This is a genomic window from Streptomyces sp. NPDC059718, from assembly GCF_042733315.1.
In the GTDB taxonomy this organism is placed as follows: Bacteria; Actinomycetota; Actinomycetes; order Streptomycetales; family Streptomycetaceae; genus Actinacidiphila.
Genome location: NZ_JBHWGA010000017.1, coordinates 105352 through 123612, shown reverse-complemented (window position 1 = coordinate 123612; position 18261 = coordinate 105352). Strand labels below are relative to the sequence as shown.

The following is an 18261-nucleotide window of genomic DNA, read 5'->3' as shown; positions in this document are numbered from 1 at the left end:
CTCGACCTCGACGACGTCGCCTCCGCGGTGAGCATCCTGGTCAACACCCTGGAGGGCCTGGCCGACGACCTCTCCTTCGACTCCTTGCCCAAGCTTGTCGAGACCCTCGAATCGCTGAGCGGAACCGCCACCGCGATGGCCGATTTCGCCACCGCCTTGGGCCGGGCGGCCGGCGACCCCGCCGCATCGGCCGCCGTGGTGAGGGAACTGGCCGCAGACGTGCTGCAGCACCTGGTCCTGATCTGGATCGCCGGGCGGTCCCGGCCGGTCTACAGTGCGTTGAGCCTAATCGGGATCATCGACCTCCGGGTCGCGACAGCCGTCGCGACCGCCGGGCCCGACCCGTTGTTGCTGCGGGCGGCGGTGGAGCGCCCGGTTCTGGTGCCGGAGGCCTTCGCCGCCCTGTGCAGTGACCCGGCCGGGTACTTACGCGGCAGGCTCGGCGTCCAGCAGCTGACCTCGGCCGACGTGGCCGAGAAAGTACTGGAGAGCGTGTTCACCCCGATCCGCGAACTGGTCGCGACGGCCGGGGGGACCGGCAGCCTCGGCTCTGACCCGGCGCCCCTGGCAGCGGCCGACCCGGCCCGGCGACGGGCAGTCCTGATGCTGCCGCTCGGCACGGGCGGCGACAAGGTGAGGGCGTGGATCTCCCTGGCTGTGGCCCTGGTCCCGGCCGACTCCTCGAGTACAGCAGGGGACGTCGGGCCCGGACTGTTTGTTGAGCCTGGCGGGAGCCTTGATATCACCGTCCCGTTGCCCGGTTCGCGGCTGGAGCTGCATGTGACGGCCGGCATCGGAACGGTTTTCTTCGCCCAGGGCGGCGCGCCGGTCGTGCACGCGCAGAGCGCCGAAGGCGTTCACGTTCAGGTGGAGTTCGCCACTGTGCCGCCGGCTGCGGGAGCGGCGGCGATCACGCTGGGGGCCGACACCCTCGGGCTGACTGTCGGCGGTGTGAAGGCGACCGTCGACGCGCGTTTCGGTCGTCCGGACGACCCGAGCCTCGACCTCGACCTGGGCGCCGCCGTGCAGAAGGCGAGTTTCCACCTGGCCCCCGGCGAAGGCGACGGGTTTCTGGGCAAGGTGCTGCCGGCCGACGGCATCCACTTCGACTTCGACCTGGGCATCGGTTGGTCTTCCCGGCGGGGCCTCTACTTCAGCGGCGCGGCCGGACTTGAGGCCGAATTCCCGCTGCACACAAGCCTTCTCGGCGTGCTCACGATCGACCTCGTCCACCTGCGGCTGAGTGCCGACGGCACCGGCCTCGACATCGCGGTGGCAGCCACTGCGGCACTCAAACTCGGCTCGATCGCGGCCACGGTCGAGCGGATGGGGCTGGGTGCGCAGGCCGAGCTCGCGGCCGGCGGTGGCAACGTAGGTCCGTTCGACGTCAGCCCGCAATTCGTAGCACCGCGCGGCGTGGGCATGGTGATCAACGCCTCGGTGATCACCGGCGGCGGTTATGTGCTCAACGACCACGAGCACGGCCGGTACGCCGGCATCCTGCGGCTGAGGATCGGCGACATCGTCACCGTGACCGCCATCGGCCTGGTCACCACGAGACTTCCGGACGGGTCGCGCGGATTCAGCCTGCTCGTCATCATTACCGCGACCTTTCCGCCGATCCAGCTGGGGTTCGGCTTCACCCTGGCCGGGCTGGGCGGCCTGCTCGGTCTCAACCGCACGATGAACGTGCAGGCGCTGCGGGACGGCGCGCGCACCGGCGTACTCGACTCCATCCTCTTCCCGGTCGATCCGGTCGCCCGCGCGACCAAGGTGATAAGCGACGTCGAGGCGGTGTTCCCGATCGCCCCGGGCCGGTTCGTGATCGGGCTGATGGCCCGGATCGGCTGGGGCAGCCCCCGGCTGGTCACGGTCGATCTGGGTGTGATCGTGGAGCTCCCGCTGCCGCTGCGGATCGCCCTGATCGGGCGGATCGGCGTGGTGCTGCCGGCCGACGACGCGGCTGTCGTGGAGTTCCACCTCGACATAGTCGGGATCCTCGACCTCGGTCGGGGCGAACTGTCGGTCGACGCCAGCCTGCACGACTCCCGGTTGGCCGTGTTCGACATCTCGGGCGACATGGCCGTCCGGGTGGGCTGGGGGGCGACTCCGGCGTTCGTCATCTCCGTGGGCGGCCTGAACCCGAGATTCGAGCGGCCGAGCGGGTTCCCGGACCTCAAGCGCCTGACCATCGCCCTGGCTTCCGGCGAGAATCCGAGCATTCGCCTGGAAACCTATCTGGCCTTGACGTCCAACACCATCCAGGTGGGGGCCCGGCTCAGCGCCCATGCCCAGCTCGACGCAGGCTGGATCGGCCTCTTCACCGCCGACGTCTACCTCGGGTTCGACACGCTGATCACCATCGTGCCGTTCGAGTTCATCGTCGACATCGCCGGCGGCATCGTCATCCGCCGCAACGGCTCGCCGTTCATCGGCGCCGACGTACTGCTCACCCTCTACGGGCCACAACCCATGCGGGCGGTCGGTTACGCCGAGGTGCACTTCCTCGGCACACACCGAATTCCGTTCGACGTCACCGTGGGTCCGGCCGCCGCGGCGGCGGTCCTCGCGGCGGTCGACCCGCTCGGCGCGCTCCTTGCCGAACTCGCTCGGACCGAGTCCTGGAGCGCCCACCCGGCCCGGGACGAGGTCGGCATCTCACTGCGGGACACGAGTTCCGACGCCTTGCTCGCCCACCCGATGGGAGAGCTGACCGTGCGCCAGCGCATCGTTCCGCTCGGAGTCCGGATCGAGCGGTTCGCAGGCGCCCCGATCGACGGGGGGCCGCGCAGCTACACCCTGGGCTACCGGATCGGCGGCGCCCCGGTCCTCAGCGGAGACACGGTGCGCGACGCCTGGGCCCCCGGCGACTTCTTCGCCCTGAACGACGACCAGAAGCTGTCCCGGCCCTCGTTCGAGCACCTGGCCAGCGGCAACGCAGGCATCGCGGCCGTCGGCGTCACCCACGGCGCGGCCCGCGCCGGTGCCGAGGCCGACTACGAGACGCGGGTGATCGACGCCGACGAGCTTCCCCGGCCGGCCGCCGGCTACCAGGTTCCGGCCTCCGTCCGGCCGATGCTCGCCGCGTTCGACGCCGCCCGGCGCGCGGTCGGCTATACCGGTCCGGACCAGACGGTGAGCGTGTCCTCGCCCGGCTACCGGGTGGCTGACACCACCCGTCTGACACCGGACGGCGGCGGTCACCAGTCGTGGGTCGAGGCGAACGAGGCCCGCGTCGGCCGCCCTGGTCTCCAGGTGGTCGGAGCGCACGAGGTGACGCCATGAGCCGACCGACGTATCTGCCCTGGGTCCGGGCCGGGCTGGCCGCCGTGGTCACCAACGCCGACCCGCTGACCGGGCCACTGCCGACCCGGACCACGTTCAGCGCGACAGCTTTTGTGGATCCTGGTCAGGCCCGCTCGGTCGACGTCCGGGTGATGGGGCCCGGCGATGTCACCGGCACCGACACCGGCCTCGTCACCCGCGAGCAGCCGCAGGACAAGGCGATCGAGGTGGAGCCGAACTACTTCTGCGTGGCCGAGCTGCGCACCAGCGATCTGCCCTGGATGTTCACCCCAGCCGCGGCCAACCAGGACCGTCTGCGCCCTTTCCTGGTCCTGGTCGTCGTACCGGCCGATACCTGTTCGCTGGATCCCGGGTCGTCGGACCGCTTGGCGGTCCTGCATGTGGACGACGTCAGCACCCAGCTGCCGGACCTCAACCAGTCCCATGCCTGGGCCCACGCGGAGGTGCCGAGCGTGGCCGCGCTTGCCGAGTCGGCGCGGCCGCCCGGGATCTCCCGGCTGATGTGCCCGCGCCTGCTGCACTCCCATACGGCGTACATCGCCGCCGTGGTACCTGCGTTCGAGCCGGGTCGGCTCGCCGGTCTCGGGCTGACGGTGCCGGACACCCCGACGATGCAGCCTGCCTGGGACACGGCCACGGCCGGGGCGCTCGATCTGCCCGTCTATCACTCGTGGACGTTCGCCACGGGCGACGACGGAGATTTCGAAGCTCTGGTCTCACGCCTGCGGCGTGTGCACCTCGGCGGCGACACCGCAGCCGGCCGGCTCGCGGCCGTCGACGCGCAGGCCGGGTTGCCGGCGCTGGCCGAATGGCGGTTCCCGGGTGCGCTCGGGGTATGCCCCGACCCATCGCCGGAACCGGACTTCATCTCCGCCCTCCGTTCCCTCGTCGACGGCACGACCGTGGCGCACGGGCATCCCGTTCCGCCACCGCTCTACGGCGGCCGGCACGCCGCCGAAGCGACGATCGGTGGGTCGGTGAAGGCCTGGCTGAGGCGCCTGAACCTGGATCCGCGCTACCGCAGCGCCGCAGCCCTGGGGACCCTCCTGGTGCAGGAGCATCAAGAGGAGCTGATGGCCGCCGCCTGGGCCCAGATCGGCGAGGTGGAGGCCGCGAACGCGCTGCTGCGGCAGGCCCAGATGGCCCGCGCGGCGGCCACTGCCCTCCACGGCCGGCTGGCCGCCCTCGACGCGGCCGTTCTCGTCCAACTGGCCGGCCCGATGCTGACCCGTCTTATCGAGCCCGCGTCCGGTACGACGGTGAGCCACCGGATCGCGGGCAGCCGGGTGCCGCACCGGATGATGTCCGGTGCCTTTCGGCGGGTGCTGCGCCCGCGTGGGCCTCTCGCGCGGCGCTCCGGGCGGGGAGCGGCCGACCTGCTCGCGACCGTCGACTCCGGAACGCCCGTCGTTCCGCCCCGTCGCAAGCCGGACGGGATCGTGACGATCGACGACGAGTCCCCGGACGGCGTCCCGGCCTGGTGCACGATCACCCCGCAGAGCGTGTCCGAGCGCACCAGCACACGGGTGCGGCCGACGACCGAGAAGCAGTGGCGCGACCTGGTGGCGGCGCTCGCCGACGCCCAGCGGAACAAACCGCCGTGCAGGCCGGCGCCACCGCACGGTGGGCCGATCCCGCTGGTGGAGGCGAAGACCGCGGTCCTGGTCGCGACCGACCCGGCGACCACCGTTCCGGCCCGGATCACGGCCCGGATCGCCGGCCCGCCCGGTTGGTCGCCGGTCGACCCGCTTGCCCCCATCTTGGCCACGCCGCGTATCGACACGCCGCTCAGCCGTGATCTGATCGCGCTGTCGTCGAACCTGCTCCTGCCCGGGGTGTCGGCCCTGCCCCCCGAGGCGGTGACAGCCGTCCCCGCCAATCCCCGGTTCATCGAGGCCCTGATGGTCGGGGCCAATCACGAGATGATGCGCGAGCTGATCTGGCGCGGGTATCCCACCGACCAGCGCGGCACCTGCCTGCACCGGTTCTGGGACCGGAACGGGTCGGTGAGCGGGGCGGCCGACGACATCCCGGCCATCGACGAGAACTGGGCCGGGGAGCTCGGCTCTCACCTGCTGGGCGCCCTCGACCAGGTGGTGCTTGTCGTGCGCGGCGAGGTGCTGCGCCGGTATCCGCACACGGCCGTCTACGCGGTCCGGGCGGAATGGGTGCAAGGGCGCCGTCGGCCGGTTGCCGTGCCGCCCGGTCTGCTGGTGAGCGACCCCGCCCACCCCGAGTGGTACCCGCGGTTCGGGGGCACCATCCCGCCCGACGTCTCCTTCTTCGGATTTGACCTGCCGGACGACGTCCGTGGCGATGCCGACCCGGCGGCGGGTCGGCCAGGCTGGTTCTTTGTCCTCCAGCAGCCCTCGGCGCAGACCCGCTTCGGGCTCGACGCGACCCGCTCGGAGAACGTACCCGGTCAGGGGCCGGCCGATCTCTCCTGGCCCGCCGTCGCGACCAGCGCATCCGGTCACGTCGACCTGTCCGGCCCACTGTCCCAGCTCACGTTGCCCGGCTGGGGGCTGCAGGCGACCTCGGCCGACCTGGCCCAGTGGTGCGAGCAGAAGCCTTACCGGGTGTGCATCCATGCCTCGGACCTGCTGCCCGAGGAAGCGGCGTGACAACCTACGTCCGACTCGCGGCCCTGTGGCGCCGCCGGCAGGAGGCCGCGGCCGCGGTCGCCGCCGCCGTCCAGGAACTGAACGAGGCCCTGGCTGACGCCACGCCCGATCCACGCAAGGTGGTGGTCGCCCGGCGGCGGCTGGCCCGCGCCCAGCTGACCGAGGCAACGCTCGTGCGACAGCTTGGCGCTGCGCTGGAGGCCACGATCGGTGACCTGGACCAGGGCGTGCCACTCGTCCTGTTCCCCGTCCGGCTGGAGACCCGCTACGACGCTGACCCGGGCAGCCTGCGGCTGCGGATCCGGGTCTATCCCGACGACATCCACCTCGACGCCCACGAGCCGGAACTCACCGAGACGGAGGCCGAGGCCGGCAGGCAGTACTGGCGCACTTGCTGGACCGCGTCGGCGCCGGACCGGCTGCGGGCCTGGACGATGCTGGTCACCACGGCCGGGCCGGAACGCGCCGCGTGGATCGCCAGGGTGCTCACCCCGACCAACCTGCACAGCGATCCCGGACCTGAGTTCCCGGCCCCCGAGATCCGCGCCGGCCTCTGGACCCGCGCCACCCAGGCCCGGTTGCTGCCCGACTGCTGGCGGGCCGAGGCCTGGCGCGGGGGTGTACGCATCGCCACGGCCACGGGCGGACTGATCCGCCGCCCACTCGCGGCCGGCCCGGACCCGATCGGATCCGGGGACGGTCCCATCGATGCGGGCCTGCGCTGGATGACCCACTTCACCGCTGCCGTGGACGCCGGGATGGGCCTGGTGATGGACCTCCCGGATCGCGACCCGATCGATCTGCTCACCGTCGTCGGCGTGCGCGCCACGCAATCGGCGGCGGACGGGTCGGCAGAGCTCGCGGGCCTGCTCGAGGCCCACCGGTACGGGATCGGCAGCGGCCTCGACCTGGTCGCCGACGGGGCACCGACCAACAACACGGACGACGCACCCTCGGTCCACGGCACCGCCGACCCGACCGGGACGGGACGTTTCGTCGACCCGTTCGACCCGCCGTCCCGACCGGTCGCGGGCGACGGCGGTGACGCCGACCGCCTGGCTTCCGCCCTCGGTATCCCGTTCGAGGGGGTTGGCGGGCTGACGGGGGCCGGGCACCGCCGGGTATCCCTCGAAACCGACCTGGCGACGCTGCTCTGGCCGGCGACTTGGGGCTACTACCTGACCCAGTTGCTGCGGCTGGACGAATACGACCGGGCCGGCGCCGAATGGCGGCGCTGGATCACCGACTCCGTCCGGGCCGGCGGCCCGCTGCCCGTGTTGCGAGTTGGCCGACAGCCCTACGGCGTGCTGCCGGTGACCTCGATGGAGCGCTGGCGTCCCCCGGCGTCCGGTGCGGCCGGTCTGGTGTCGGTGGAGCTGGTGCGGCCGCTGCCGAGGGCGGACGGTCCGCGCCCCGCGGTCACTCAGGTCCGGGTGTTCGGCGGCTTGGACGGACAGGCGAGCTGGAACTTCCTCGAAGCGCGCGTCTTCCCGCTGGCGACGCCGCCCGGGGCGAGCTCGGTGGCAGTAGCCGCAGCCGCCATCACCAACGACGAGCGACTACAGATCGTCGTCGCGCACGCCGTGGCCGCCGATCCGGTGACCGGCGGAATCCACTGCATCACCACCGGGCTCGGTGACGACGGGTGCACGCCGCCGGTCGGTGTGACCATCGGCCCGCTGCCCGACGGCTTCCCCGAAGGCCGACTCCTCGGCCTGGCGACGGCGCTGGGGCGGGTCGCCCCGGGCGGGGGCGACACGCCACCGGATCTGGTCCTCGTTCTGCAATACGAACCAGCCGGGCCCGGTGGCTCGGACCGGACGTTCGTGCTGGTGGGCAACGGCTTCACTGGCACTGCGGCCACCGGTTGGTCCGCGCTCGTCGACGTCTCGGCGCAATTCGCCGCGAGCGAACGAGTCACGTCGGCCGCATTGCTACCACGGACCGACGGCGGCACCGACCTGATAGTCGTGACCGAGGACGCGTCCGCCCAGCAGGACACACCACCAGGACGGTGGCACGTGGGCCACCGTCTCGGCACCGACGGGCAGGTTTCCGTCTGGACCGGCCCCTCCGCCGTCGGCTCGTGGGCGTCCGCCGGGACCGGCTCCGCCGGAACGGCTCTCACCCTCGCCGACGTGGACGGCGACGGCGTCCCGGAGGCCCTGCTCGCGAACTACTGGGCCCACCCCGACGGAACGGCCTCGGCGAGCTACGACGTCGGATTCTCGCCGGTCGACGGCGTCTTCACCTGGCCCAGCGGATGGTTTCGCCACCTCGGCCGGCCGCTCGACCACGGCGCGTTACTCAGCGCGTCGTTCTGCTGGGTGCCGTGGACGCCGTTCCGCGACCCGGCGGTCGGGCTCGGCACGTCGAGTCGGCAGGTGAATGTGCTCCGCCGTCTGACCGGGCGCTGGAAGGCGGCCGTCGGGGAAGTCGCACACGTGCACGCCGCCGACGACGACCCTGACCGGACCCTGCTCGACCTGCTCGCCACCGACGCCGTCTCGGAAACGTTCGAGGCGCGGCCGTTCGTCGGCGGGACGACGCTCAACAACACATGGCGGGTGCTCGGCCGGAACCAGGCCGGCGGCTCGGCCACAGCCGTCATCGACGCCCTCCTGGCGGAGCTCGGTATCTCTCCGTCGCGCCCGGTGCGGCTCGGGCTCGGCGGCTACACCGACCTGGCCACCACCATCACCCCGACCAACCCGGGAGAGGACCTGACCGGCACCGCTCCGGGACCCGGCCGGGATCGGCCGCTGCCCTGGCTGCGGCGGATGCTCGACGCGACCCCGGCCGAGTTGCACGACACGTGGATCGGCCCCGACGTGTCGCTGCTGGCCCGGCTGGTCCGGCACAGCCTGCTGCAGGCCTACGCCGACGCCGCGTTCGCACTGGTGCCGGTGCCGTTTGCCGATCCGCCCCCGCTGACCGAGCCGGAACTCGTCGACCTGATCGACGCGACTTCGGCCGACCCGGTCGTGACGCGCACGCTGACTTCCTGGCGGCACCTCACGACGGCCACGTACCAGGGCGAGCCGGTCGCGGACCTGCTCCACCGCCTGGCGCGTGCCGGTGACGCGCCGCCCCGGATCCAGCTCCAGATCCAGCCCCTGACCGAGGCCATTGCCGCGCTGCGCCGTCTCGCGGCGCGGCCGGCCGGCGAGCTTGCCCGCCTCGCGGGCGGCGTCCTCGATCTGGCCAACCACCGGCTCGACGCCTGGATCACCGCAGTCGCCACCCGGCGGATGGAGGAACTGCGCGCATCAGTGCCGTCGGGAGTACACACCGGCGGGTACGGCTTCGTTTGTGACCTGCAGCCGGCGACGTCCGGGCCGTCCACCGGATACGTGCACGCGCCGTCCATGTCACATGCCGCCACCGCCGCTGTGCTGCGCTCGGGCCATCTGACCCACAAGGGCGAGCAGCTGGCCGTAAACCTGTCCTCCGGTCGGGTACGGGCGGCACTAGATGTGCTCGGTGCGCTCCGGGAGGGCCAGTCGCTCGGCGCGGCCCTCGGGTACCGATTCGAACGAGCGCTCTATGACCTGGATGTGGCCCAGTACCTGACTGCCGTGCGGCAGCTCGTCCCGCTGGACGTCGGCCTGCTCACGCCCGCCCCCGCGGGTGTGGACGTGTCCACCGTGGCCGCGATGGTGACCACCGACGGGCTGGCCCTACTCACCCTGCACGAGGGGGCGGGCCTGCCCTGGGGCACGACGCCGCCCGGCCAGCAGCAGTCGCTGCCGGCGGCCGGGAGCGACGACCAGAAGGCGATCGAGGCGGCGATCGAGACGCTTCGTAACGTGGCCGACGCCATCGCCGACATCGGCACTGCGGAGAGTGTTCATCAGATGCTGCAGCGCAATCCGATCCGGGCCGCGGGAACCCTCGACGCCCTCACCCGTGGCGAGGTCCCGGCCTCGGACGACCCCGACGTGCTGCGGACCCCGCGGCAGGGCACCGGCGTCACCCATCGGCTGCTGATGGTCGCACCCGATCCGCAGACCGCGCCCGCGAACGCGGCCCTGGCGATGTGGCCGGCCTCGCCCGTTCAGCGGGCTCGGCACGCGCGCGCGGTCGCCGAGCCACGCCTGAACGCCTGGGCGGCGCTGGCGCTCGGTGACCCAGCACGCGTCCGGTACCGGGTCGCTCGGCTCGACCCGGTCACCGGCAACCCCGTAGAGGACCCGCTCGGTGACCCGCTCGATCCGGCCGAGTTCACGCTCGCCGAGGTGGGCTTGTGCCCGTGGGACGTGATGGCGGCCTCCGCCCCCGGCGTCGCCGGCCTGGCCGAGACCAACCTCGGCCGACGACTGCTGCGGCACGCCCAGACCATGATCGGATCCGTTTCCGGCGCCGAGGTCCTCGTCCTGGTCACCGACCGGGCCGACGACTGGGACGCGGAGCTGCTCAGCGTGCCGGAGCTGCTGACGTTGGCCCAGAGTGGCCGCAACCTCGTGATGGCCGCCCGGCCCGTCGACGCGAGCGACCTGCGGGCCGGGAACGCTCAGGACTCCGAGGTGGACGGCGCGGAGCTCGCCGCGCGTGCGAGCTCGGCCCGGGATGACCTGTCCGACACGGTGGACGACCTGCGGTCCTACTTCACCCTCGGCGCCCAGCAGCGGTCCGCCCTGGCCGAGGTCTTCCCCGGGCTCGACGTCACCGCCCTGCACAACCTCCTCGACCTGCCCATGTACTGCGACGTCGCCCCGGCAGCGACCGCAGTGCTCCTGCCTGCGATGCCCGGGCCCGGCCTGATCGACGTGCTCGACCGGCTCAGCGGCTTCGGGATAGCCGACGCCGCGGCACGGCCAGCCTCCGCCGATGCCGAGGCCGACCGGTCGGCCCTGGCCGTGCAGTCGCGGGCCGCCCACACCCAGGCCACCGGCCGGCTGACCGCATCCGAGCAGGCCACCGCCGAAGGGGACGGACGCGCCGCGGTGGACACCCTGTTCGGTGAGGGCTTCCGGGTCCTGCCGCTCTTCAACCCTGGCTTGGCGATGGACGTGACGCCGTCCGGCGCGACGGTGAACGAGGTCGCCCGGTGGCTCGACGACGTGGCCGGAGTCCGGGCCGGCGCTGCCCGGTTGCAGGAGTTCCTTCTCGGCAGCGAGGTAACGGGTGGTGCCCCCGCGGGCTGGGATGTCGTGCAGCTCCCGGCCGGTGCCACGCAACGCTGGGTCGCGCTGGCCCCGGATCCCGGGGCGACGCGTATCCCGGCCGGCCGCGTCTCGGTCGTCGCCTGCACCCCGGACCGGCAGTGGCGCTCCGGGGCCCCGGCCGCGGCACTGCTGATCGACGCATGGGTGGAGGTCGTGGCCTCGACCGAGGAGAACACCGCCGTGACCTTCCACTTGGACGCTCCGGACGCTTGCGCGCCCCAGTCGATCCTGGTGGCAGTGGCGCCGGACCCGGCCCGGCGGTGGACGTGGGCCGCCCTGAGCGACGTCGTGGCCGAGACCGCCGGGCTGGCCGAGGTCCGCGCCGTCGACCCTGATCTGGTCCCGGCCTATGGGCATCTCCTCCCGGCGCTGCTGCTCCCTCACAATGTCGGCGGCGATCCGGGCGGCGACACCGTATCCACGCGATTCGAGGCCTGACATGCCGTCCGTGACGACCTGGCGGCGACTTGAGCCGCGCACCCGCACCGCCGACCTGCCGTCGGTCGCCGCGCGGGTGGCCGACCCGCTGTGGATGATCGCCCGTCAGTGGCAGTGCGGGGAACTGACCGGATCGGACACCGGGTCACCGACCCTCGTCCGGCTGACCGCCGAGCACTCGCCGATCACCCGCTGGGCCGCAGGAACGCAGACACCGGCGGGCGACGGCAATCCCCTGCCGGCCGGGCAGCCGATCGAGAGCCGGGTCGATGCCGTGCCCGTCGCGCCCGGGCTCGCGGATCGGGCGCGAGCCGGGCAGTACTTCGTACGGTTGCTCGGCGCCGAACTCGCCGGCCGGTACGCGGCCGGTTTCCGTGAGCATCTCGCCCTCCCCCCGCTCAGCCCGGCCGAAGAGGAGGGCAGCGATGAACTCGACCTGCGATGGTCACGGCTGCTCGCCGGGCGGGCGATCGACGGCGCGGCCTTGAGGACGGTGCTGGGCCCGGCCGATAACCCCGCGCTGCCGACGGCGCTGCCGATCGACATCACCGACCGGCCCGCAGTGCTGACCGCGGCGCGCCAGTTCGCGCACTGGTGGGACGAGCGGTTCCCGGCCGGCGCTGGGGCCTGGGTGGCGAACCGGCTGGCGGCGCCGTTCCGGTTGGCGGCCGCCGCATCGTCCGGGCCGATCACCCTCGTCGCCCCCGACCACCGGGGCGGCCGAATCGACTGGCACACGTTCGACGACGCGGGCGCCACGTCCATGGCCGCGGGCGAGCCGCCCTCGGCCGCCGCCACGGCCACGGCCCTGCCGACCCGGATCAGCTTTCCCGGCATGCCGCGCCCTCGCTGGTGGGAGTTCGAGGACGCGGCGGTCGATCTGGGTCGGATCGACGCCGCCCCGGACGACCTGGGCCGACTGCTGCTGGCCGAGTTCGCACTGGTCTACGGCAACGATTTCTTCGCGATACCGGTGTCGATGGATCCCGGTTCGGTGTGCCGCGTACTGAGCCTCGAAGTCGACACGTGCTTCGACGAGACCGTGCCCATCCCTTCGACCTTGACCTACGACGGCCCGGCCGCCGGACACCGGGCCTGGAGGATGTTCCACTGCGACAGCACCTCCCCCACCGCCCGCGAGGCCCCGGGGGCCACCGGACTGGTGCTCGCGCCGTCCGCGGTGGACGTCATACAGGGCGGGTCCCTCGAAGAGGTTCTGATAGCGCGCGACGAGATGGCCAATATCGCCTACGCCGTCGAGCTCCGTGTGGCCGGGCCGATGGGAGCGGTCGTCGAACGCCGGGAGGTCGAATACGCCCGCCGGGCCCGCTCGGGAGATGAGGCGACAGTGGAGAATCCCTTGCACTACCGGCTCTCGACGCCCCTCTCCGAATCATGGTTGCCACTGATCCCGGTCGACAGCGACTCGCTCGCCCTCCCGCCCACATCCACGCCTGCCGGCCGGTTGCTCGGCGGTGCGCCGGGATTCCGGCTGGACGCGATCGAGCTTCCGCGCGTGGGCCGTCGGCTCACCCTGGCCCCACGGCGTGCCCGGGCGGTGGACGGCACTGTCCTGACCTGGTTGGCCTGGGGCGTTGGGCCCGGCCGGGGAGAAAGCTCAAGTGGCCTGCGGCACGACGAACTGACCCACGAGCAACCCCTTCCCGAGTAGTGCCCTACGCCGGGAATTCGATCAGGACATGCCGCAGCGACAGGTGGCCGAATGGCAGCGGAGGTCTTCAGGCGGCTGCCGCGCGGGTGGTCGGGGACTGGCGCGGTGGCCGATGCTCCGTTTCCAGTCCCCGATCCTGCTCAGGGGACTGTGACGCCGTGAGTCGCGCAGGCAGTTCTGATCTGCTGTGTCGCCGCGCCGAATGGGGCGGCGTGGTGAGCTCGCGGGCCGCTCCGTCCAGATCGGTAGCGGCCCGGGCAACCAGCGAGGCCGGCAGGACGGGAACACTGCGCCGCTCGCGGGCCATGGCCACCTGGGCGCGCAGTGCGTCGGCGACAACGGTGCGGGACTGGGCGACGACCACCTCACTGCCGGCCAGGTAGCGGTCGTTCATGGTGGACCGGGTGTGCGCGACCGGGCGGCGCTTGCGTTCGATTCCGGTCTGCCGAAGCCGTCTGGCCTCCACCGGCTCGATCCCCTCCGCCGTCGGCTCCCTGGTGGGAAAGCCGTGCTGAGCGGACCATCGGGCGATGTTCTTGGCATCGGCCCCGCGCGTCCAGCGTCCGTCTCTGGTGGCGCCCGTCGCGCGGAACCCGGCCATAGCCAGGTCATGACCCCCGTGACGGCGCGCGACCTGGGTCAGCTCCAGCAGCTGGTAGACCCGCAGCGGGGAACGGAAGAGCCGAGGCTCTGGATCACTGTCCACTAGGAGCGCGGCCAGGTCTTCCGGCACGTCTTCCACGGGGGTCACCATGTGCTCGCGCTCCGGGCCGCGCCGGGGCTTGGACGATTCGACCAGGGCAACCCGCGGGATGCCCTCGATCCCGGCGTCCGGCCTGTAGTGCGCCGCGGGCCACTCGGCCACCGTGTCGAAGTTCTCCGCCGTCAACGCCGTCAGCAGCAAGCAGAACGCGGTCAGCTCCTGGGAGTTCAGGCACAGCCACGGGGCAATCTCGCGCACCCCGCCCGCCTGCCTCACCGCCAGCACCGGCGAGCCACCGGCCGTGCGCGGGATGTCCCCCGTACGGTCAAAGACGTCCAGCAGGCTCGCGAGTCGATGATCTGGATCCTCGGGCGGCACCCGGCCGGCGCGAAAGCGCACCAGGAGACCCTGCCCAGCCCGTACCCGGTCCCGCGCCACCCGGATGTCGTGCCGCAACGCGGTCATGATCCGCTGCATGCCCGCGTCGTCGTACGCGGGCACATCTACGATGTCCGTCACCTCGGGCAGCGGCTGCTCGTACAGTGCTGCCCGCGTCTCCTCCGACAACTGGTCATCATCGCGCCACAGCAGACGCAACCGGTAGAGGTGATCCCGCTGAGTGGCGCTATTGCGCCCCTCCATATGCGTCCACAGCGCCCGCACATGATCTGCTGTGACGTCGCCCGGCCCCGAACGGGAGGGCTCTGAGCCGCGAAGAACCGGGCTAGCCAGGACAGCACCGCATAGATGCCCTCAGCGGCGCCGAGCCGCGTCACCCCCGAACGGTTCGAGGTCCGAGCGGCGAAGGCCGACGCCAACCAGCGTTGCAGGCCCTCGGCGATCACCACCCGCCGGCCTTTACGGTCATGGATGTCGGCGAAGTCGAACACCCGCGAACGCGCCCCCGACTGCTCGATGACACGCACCGCCGTCCCACCCGATGCCTCAAGCATCCGCTCCGGTGGCTGCCACCCCGTCGGCGGCATGGCCGCCTGGCGTCCGCCCCGTCCCCCGGCGCTCATGCGCGGCCCGCAGCCGACGGCTGGACGCCAGGACGGGCGACACCCGTCAGCGTCCGCCCGCCCCGCTCGGCGACCGTACGGATCAACGCCTCGATGCCCTTGGCCTCGTCGCCGTCCAGCAACTCCATCAGGTAGTCGACCTGGAGCGCGGCGAACGGTTCCAGATACGTGTCCCGCGTCGTGGACGGGTCCGCGTGCCCCATCAAAAGCGACAGCGCTTACCACACACCGCCGAACATCTCCCGTATGTCCAGCAGTTCCTGCTCGGTGAACCCGTCGAGGTGCGGCTGCCACACCGCCGACAGCAACGAGTACCACTTGAGCGCGAACGAGTGCCGGCACATATGCGGACGGCACCACAGCGGCACCAGCCCCTCCCCGCCCGCCTCCGTCCAGACCCGCTGCACCCGCTCCTTGGCCGCGGTGAACGTGTCCTCCCAGCCCTCCACCTTCTTCGGCATGCCGTTCGGCGAGAGCCACACCGCCAGCGGTTCGAGTCCGGATGCGGTCCGACGGAACAGCAGACGCCTCTCATCGGGGCCCAGCAAGTCAACCGACAGCGAGCCCCCGCCCTCCAGATACAGCACCCGGCTTCGGGCGTTGTAGCCGCGGCCCACCCGCAGGTACGCGAGCCGCTCGTAGCTGCCCCGACGCTGGGCCCTGCGTATCGCCTCCGTCCGCGAGCCTTCCAACGGGTCGGCGTAACCCCCGACTTCACGCAGCACCGTACGCGGGATCCGGTACCACCGGCCCTCCTTCGCCCCCTTCAGGCACGCCGCCGCCAGCCAGGCCCCCGAAAGACGCGCGGTCGAAGAGCGCGGCAGCTCCACGTCAAGGACACTGCCCCACTCCTGACGACGCAGCCCGGTGCCGTACAGGCCGTCGACGAACGCCGCGTCGCGATCCTCGTTCGGCCCGCGCCATCCGGCCCGCCGCGCACTGTCGAAGCCGTAGCCACACAAACCGACGTCACGCCACTACTCGAAGGGCACCCGAAGCATCCACTCCACCTGACGCCGGCGGGAGCCCGACGGCCGGATGCCCTCCCGCCGACGGCCCCCGGGCCCGAGCTCCTGCCCGGACCGGCCGCCAGTACCCGACGCCGGAGAGATCCCTGTCACCGGGTTCAGCAGCCCGTACTTGCCGGAAGCCCACGTGTAGAAGGTGTTCAGAGCCGCTCGGTCGGCGTCGAAACTCCCTGCCATGATCCGCTCATCGTTGCGCACACGTCGGTGAGCCGCCAGTCCTTGAACGCCTCCACATCCCGAGCCGTGGCGTCACGCCAGCTTCTGCCGAACACCTGCAGGAAGTTCAGCCACACAACCAAGGTGTATGCGTACCGCCGCCAGGTTCGGATTCCGCGCCCCACCATCGGCGAGACACGAAAGAACAGATTCACGCCCGGATCAGTAAAGCCCGAGACCGTCACCAGGACCGGCGTGCCATGCTGAGCTCCGTTTCGCGCCGCCCGCTTATAGAGGTCACCGAACCCCTCCAGCACACTCCCGCCCAGGCCCGGCGGAGGCTTCAGGAAGTCGTAGAACACAACGCCCCAACGGTTCGACACTTCTCCTCCAGAAGATCCATGAGCAAGGTGGACGACGACTCTGGAGAGCCTAGAGAAAGCCGCGCAACCTGCTGTGGTCGGACCGGCTCGCCGTGATCGACTTCGAGCGCAGCGAGCCGCGACCGGCGCTCCGTGACTTCGTACGGCTCTCCGACGCCTGGTCCGGCCGACCGGACCTCCACCAGGCCTTCCTGACCGGCTACGGGCGGGAGCTCACCCCGCTCGAGCACGAACGCCTGGCCGTCGACGCCGCCCTCGACGCCGTCTCGGGCATCCGGTACGGCGCCGCACACGACGATCCCGAGGTCCTCGAACGCGGCCTGCGCACCCTCGCCCGGCTCCGCGCGGCCGGCCACTGACCCGCCGGCGCCGGGCGGCTCAGGCGTCGGCCGTGCTCTCCCGCTCGTCGAAGCTGAGCTCGGGCGGCGGGGTGCGGAAGCCGCGGGTCAGGTAGGCGAGGTAGGCGACGCCGAGGGCGAGCCAGATGACGCCGAGGGTGAGGGCCTTGCCGTCGAGGTGGAACAGGAGCCAGAGGTCGATCAGGGCGCCGACTGCGGGGACGACGGCGTAGCCGAACAGGCCCACGTGCTCGCCCGCGCGGCGCTTGCGCAAGTAGGTCGCGATCACGCTGAGGTTGACGAAGGTGAAGGCGGTGAAGGCGCCGAAGTTGATGAAGGAGGTGGAGGTGGCGACGTCCAGGCGGAGGGCGATCAGCCCGACCACGCCGGTCAGGAGGATGTTGAAGGCCGGCGTCAGGTGGCGGGGGTGGAGGTAGCCGAACACCTTGCGCGGCAGGACGTCGTCGCGGCCCATGGCGTACAGGAGGCGGGAGGTGCTGGCCTGGGCGGCGACGCCGGAGGCGAACTGGGCGACGACGAGTCCGGCGAGGAAGACGGACGAGAAGAGGTCGCCGCCGATGGTCCTGGCGATCTCGAAGGCGGCCGAACTGGGGTCGTCGAACCGGCTGCCGGGGTGGGCGAGCTGGGTGGTGTAGGCGAGCGCGATGAAGATGCCGCCGCCGATGAGGGCGGTGAGCATGATCGCGCGGGGCATGGTCCTGCGGGGCTCGACGGTCTCCTCGGTGAGCGTGGTGACGGCGTCGAAGCCGAGGAAGGAGTACGCCGCGATGGCCGCGCCGCCGGAGATCCCGGCCAGCGTGGTGGCGTCGTTGTGGAACGGCCCGGTGCTGAACAGGCCCCCGGCGCCCTCGATGTGGAAGACGTGCCGCAGCGAGAGCAGCGCGAAGATGACGATGACGAGGATCTGGAACGCCATCAGCAGGGAGTTGGCCCGGTCCGCGGCCTGGATGCCGAGCAGGTTGAGCGCGGTGGTGGTGAGGATGAAGGCGAGGATCCACACCCACATCGGCACGCCGGGCCACTCCGCCTGCAGGTAGGCGCCGCCGATCAGCCAGATGACCATGGGCAGGAAGAAGTAGTCCAGGAGCGTGGCCCAGCCGACGAGGAAGCCGGCCCGTCCGTCGATGGAGCGCCGTACGTAGGTGTAGGCGGAGCCGGCGACGGGGTGCTCGGCGGCCATCTTCCCGTAGCTGTAGGCCGTGAAGAGCATGGCGACGAGTGCCAGGGCGTACGCGGTGGGGACCGCGCCGCCGGTCTTCTCGGCGACGACGCCGAAGGTGCCGAGCACGATCAGCGGGGTCATGTAGGCCAGGCCGAAGGAGACGACGGCTCTGAGTCCGAGGGTGCGGGACAGCGCGGGGGCCGTGGTCGCGGCGCGCGCGGCGTGGTCGGTCATCGTGGG

At 71.8% G+C, this 18261-nt stretch carries 10 protein-coding genes; 5 read left to right on the top strand and 5 right to left on the bottom strand.

All coding sequences use genetic code 11. The features are described 5' to 3' along the window. Positions 1 to 27 precede the first annotated feature (27 nt). From ACFV3E_RS20680 to ACFV3E_RS20665, 4 genes are read left to right on the top strand one after another with little or no spacing between them, the layout of a single operon-like run. Entirely contained in the window at positions 28 to 3285 is a 3258-nt protein-coding gene (locus ACFV3E_RS20680) for a DUF6603 domain-containing protein (RefSeq protein ID WP_500535932.1), read from the top strand. Beyond that, a complete protein-coding gene (locus tag ACFV3E_RS20675; protein ID WP_500535931.1) occupies positions 3282 to 5930 on the top strand; it encodes a hypothetical protein in 2649 nt (882 codons plus the stop codon). Before ACFV3E_RS20680 ends, ACFV3E_RS20675 begins: the two co-directional genes overlap by 4 nt. Next, entirely contained in the window at positions 5927 to 11536 is a 5610-nt protein-coding gene (locus ACFV3E_RS20670; RefSeq protein WP_500535930.1) for a hypothetical protein, read from the top strand. Before ACFV3E_RS20675 ends, ACFV3E_RS20670 begins: the two co-directional genes overlap by 4 nt. A gap of 10 nt (positions 11537 to 11546) precedes the next feature. Beyond that, a complete protein-coding gene (locus tag ACFV3E_RS20665; RefSeq protein ID WP_500535929.1) occupies positions 11547 to 13208 on the top strand; it encodes a hypothetical protein in 1662 nt (553 codons plus the stop codon). A gap of 67 nt (positions 13209 to 13275) precedes the next feature. On the opposite strand, the gene ACFV3E_RS20660 is transcribed toward ACFV3E_RS20665, so the two are convergent. The 4 genes from ACFV3E_RS20660 to ACFV3E_RS20645 all read right to left on the bottom strand — a co-directional run bounded on the left by ACFV3E_RS20660 (position 13276) and on the right by ACFV3E_RS20645 (position 16479). Then, positions 13276 to 14574 (bottom strand): hypothetical protein, encoded by a 1299-nt coding sequence (locus ACFV3E_RS20660; protein ID WP_500535928.1) that lies wholly within the window; start codon positions 14572 to 14574, stop codon positions 13276 to 13278. Between the two features lie 355 nt (positions 14575 to 14929). Then, on the bottom strand, positions 14930 to 15136 hold the full coding sequence (locus tag ACFV3E_RS20655; RefSeq protein ID WP_500535927.1) for a hypothetical protein: 207 nt from the start codon (positions 15134 to 15136) through the stop codon (positions 14930 to 14932). Between the two features lie 15 nt (positions 15137 to 15151). Beyond that, positions 15152 to 15895 (bottom strand): hypothetical protein, encoded by a 744-nt coding sequence (locus ACFV3E_RS20650; protein WP_500535926.1) that lies wholly within the window; start codon positions 15893 to 15895, stop codon positions 15152 to 15154. Positions 15896 to 16101: 206 nt separating this feature from the next. Beyond that, the gene (locus ACFV3E_RS20645; RefSeq protein ID WP_500535925.1) at positions 16102 to 16479 is read right to left on the bottom strand and encodes a hypothetical protein; all 378 of its coding nucleotides are present in this window, start codon (positions 16477 to 16479) and stop codon (positions 16102 to 16104) included. Positions 16480 to 16568: 89 nt separating this feature from the next. Here ACFV3E_RS20645 and ACFV3E_RS20640 point away from each other — a divergent pair, with 89 nt between their 5' ends. Further along, the gene (locus ACFV3E_RS20640; protein WP_500535971.1) at positions 16569 to 16859 is read left to right on the top strand and encodes a hypothetical protein; all 291 of its coding nucleotides are present in this window, start codon (positions 16569 to 16571) and stop codon (positions 16857 to 16859) included. A 19-nt stretch (positions 16860 to 16878) separates the two neighbouring features. Here ACFV3E_RS20640 and ACFV3E_RS20635 read toward each other — a convergent pair whose 3' ends face one another. Next, the gene (locus tag ACFV3E_RS20635; protein WP_500535924.1) at positions 16879 to 18255 is read right to left on the bottom strand and encodes an APC family permease; all 1377 of its coding nucleotides are present in this window, start codon (positions 18253 to 18255) and stop codon (positions 16879 to 16881) included. Between the last annotated feature and the right edge of the window lie 6 nt (positions 18256 to 18261).

What these genes read in the sequence shown, in the direction of transcription:
- ACFV3E_RS20655 (WP_500535927.1), bottom strand. Translation starts at nt 15,136, where the DNA reads ATGGGGCACGCGGACCCGTCCACGACGCGGGACACGTATCTGGAACCG.
- ACFV3E_RS20635 (WP_500535924.1), bottom strand. Translation starts at nt 18,255, where the DNA reads ATGACCGACCACGCCGCGCGCGCCGCGACCACGGCCCCCGCGCTGTCC.
- ACFV3E_RS20675 (WP_500535931.1), top strand. Translation starts at nt 3,282, where the DNA reads ATGAGCCGACCGACGTATCTGCCCTGGGTCCGGGCCGGGCTGGCCGCC.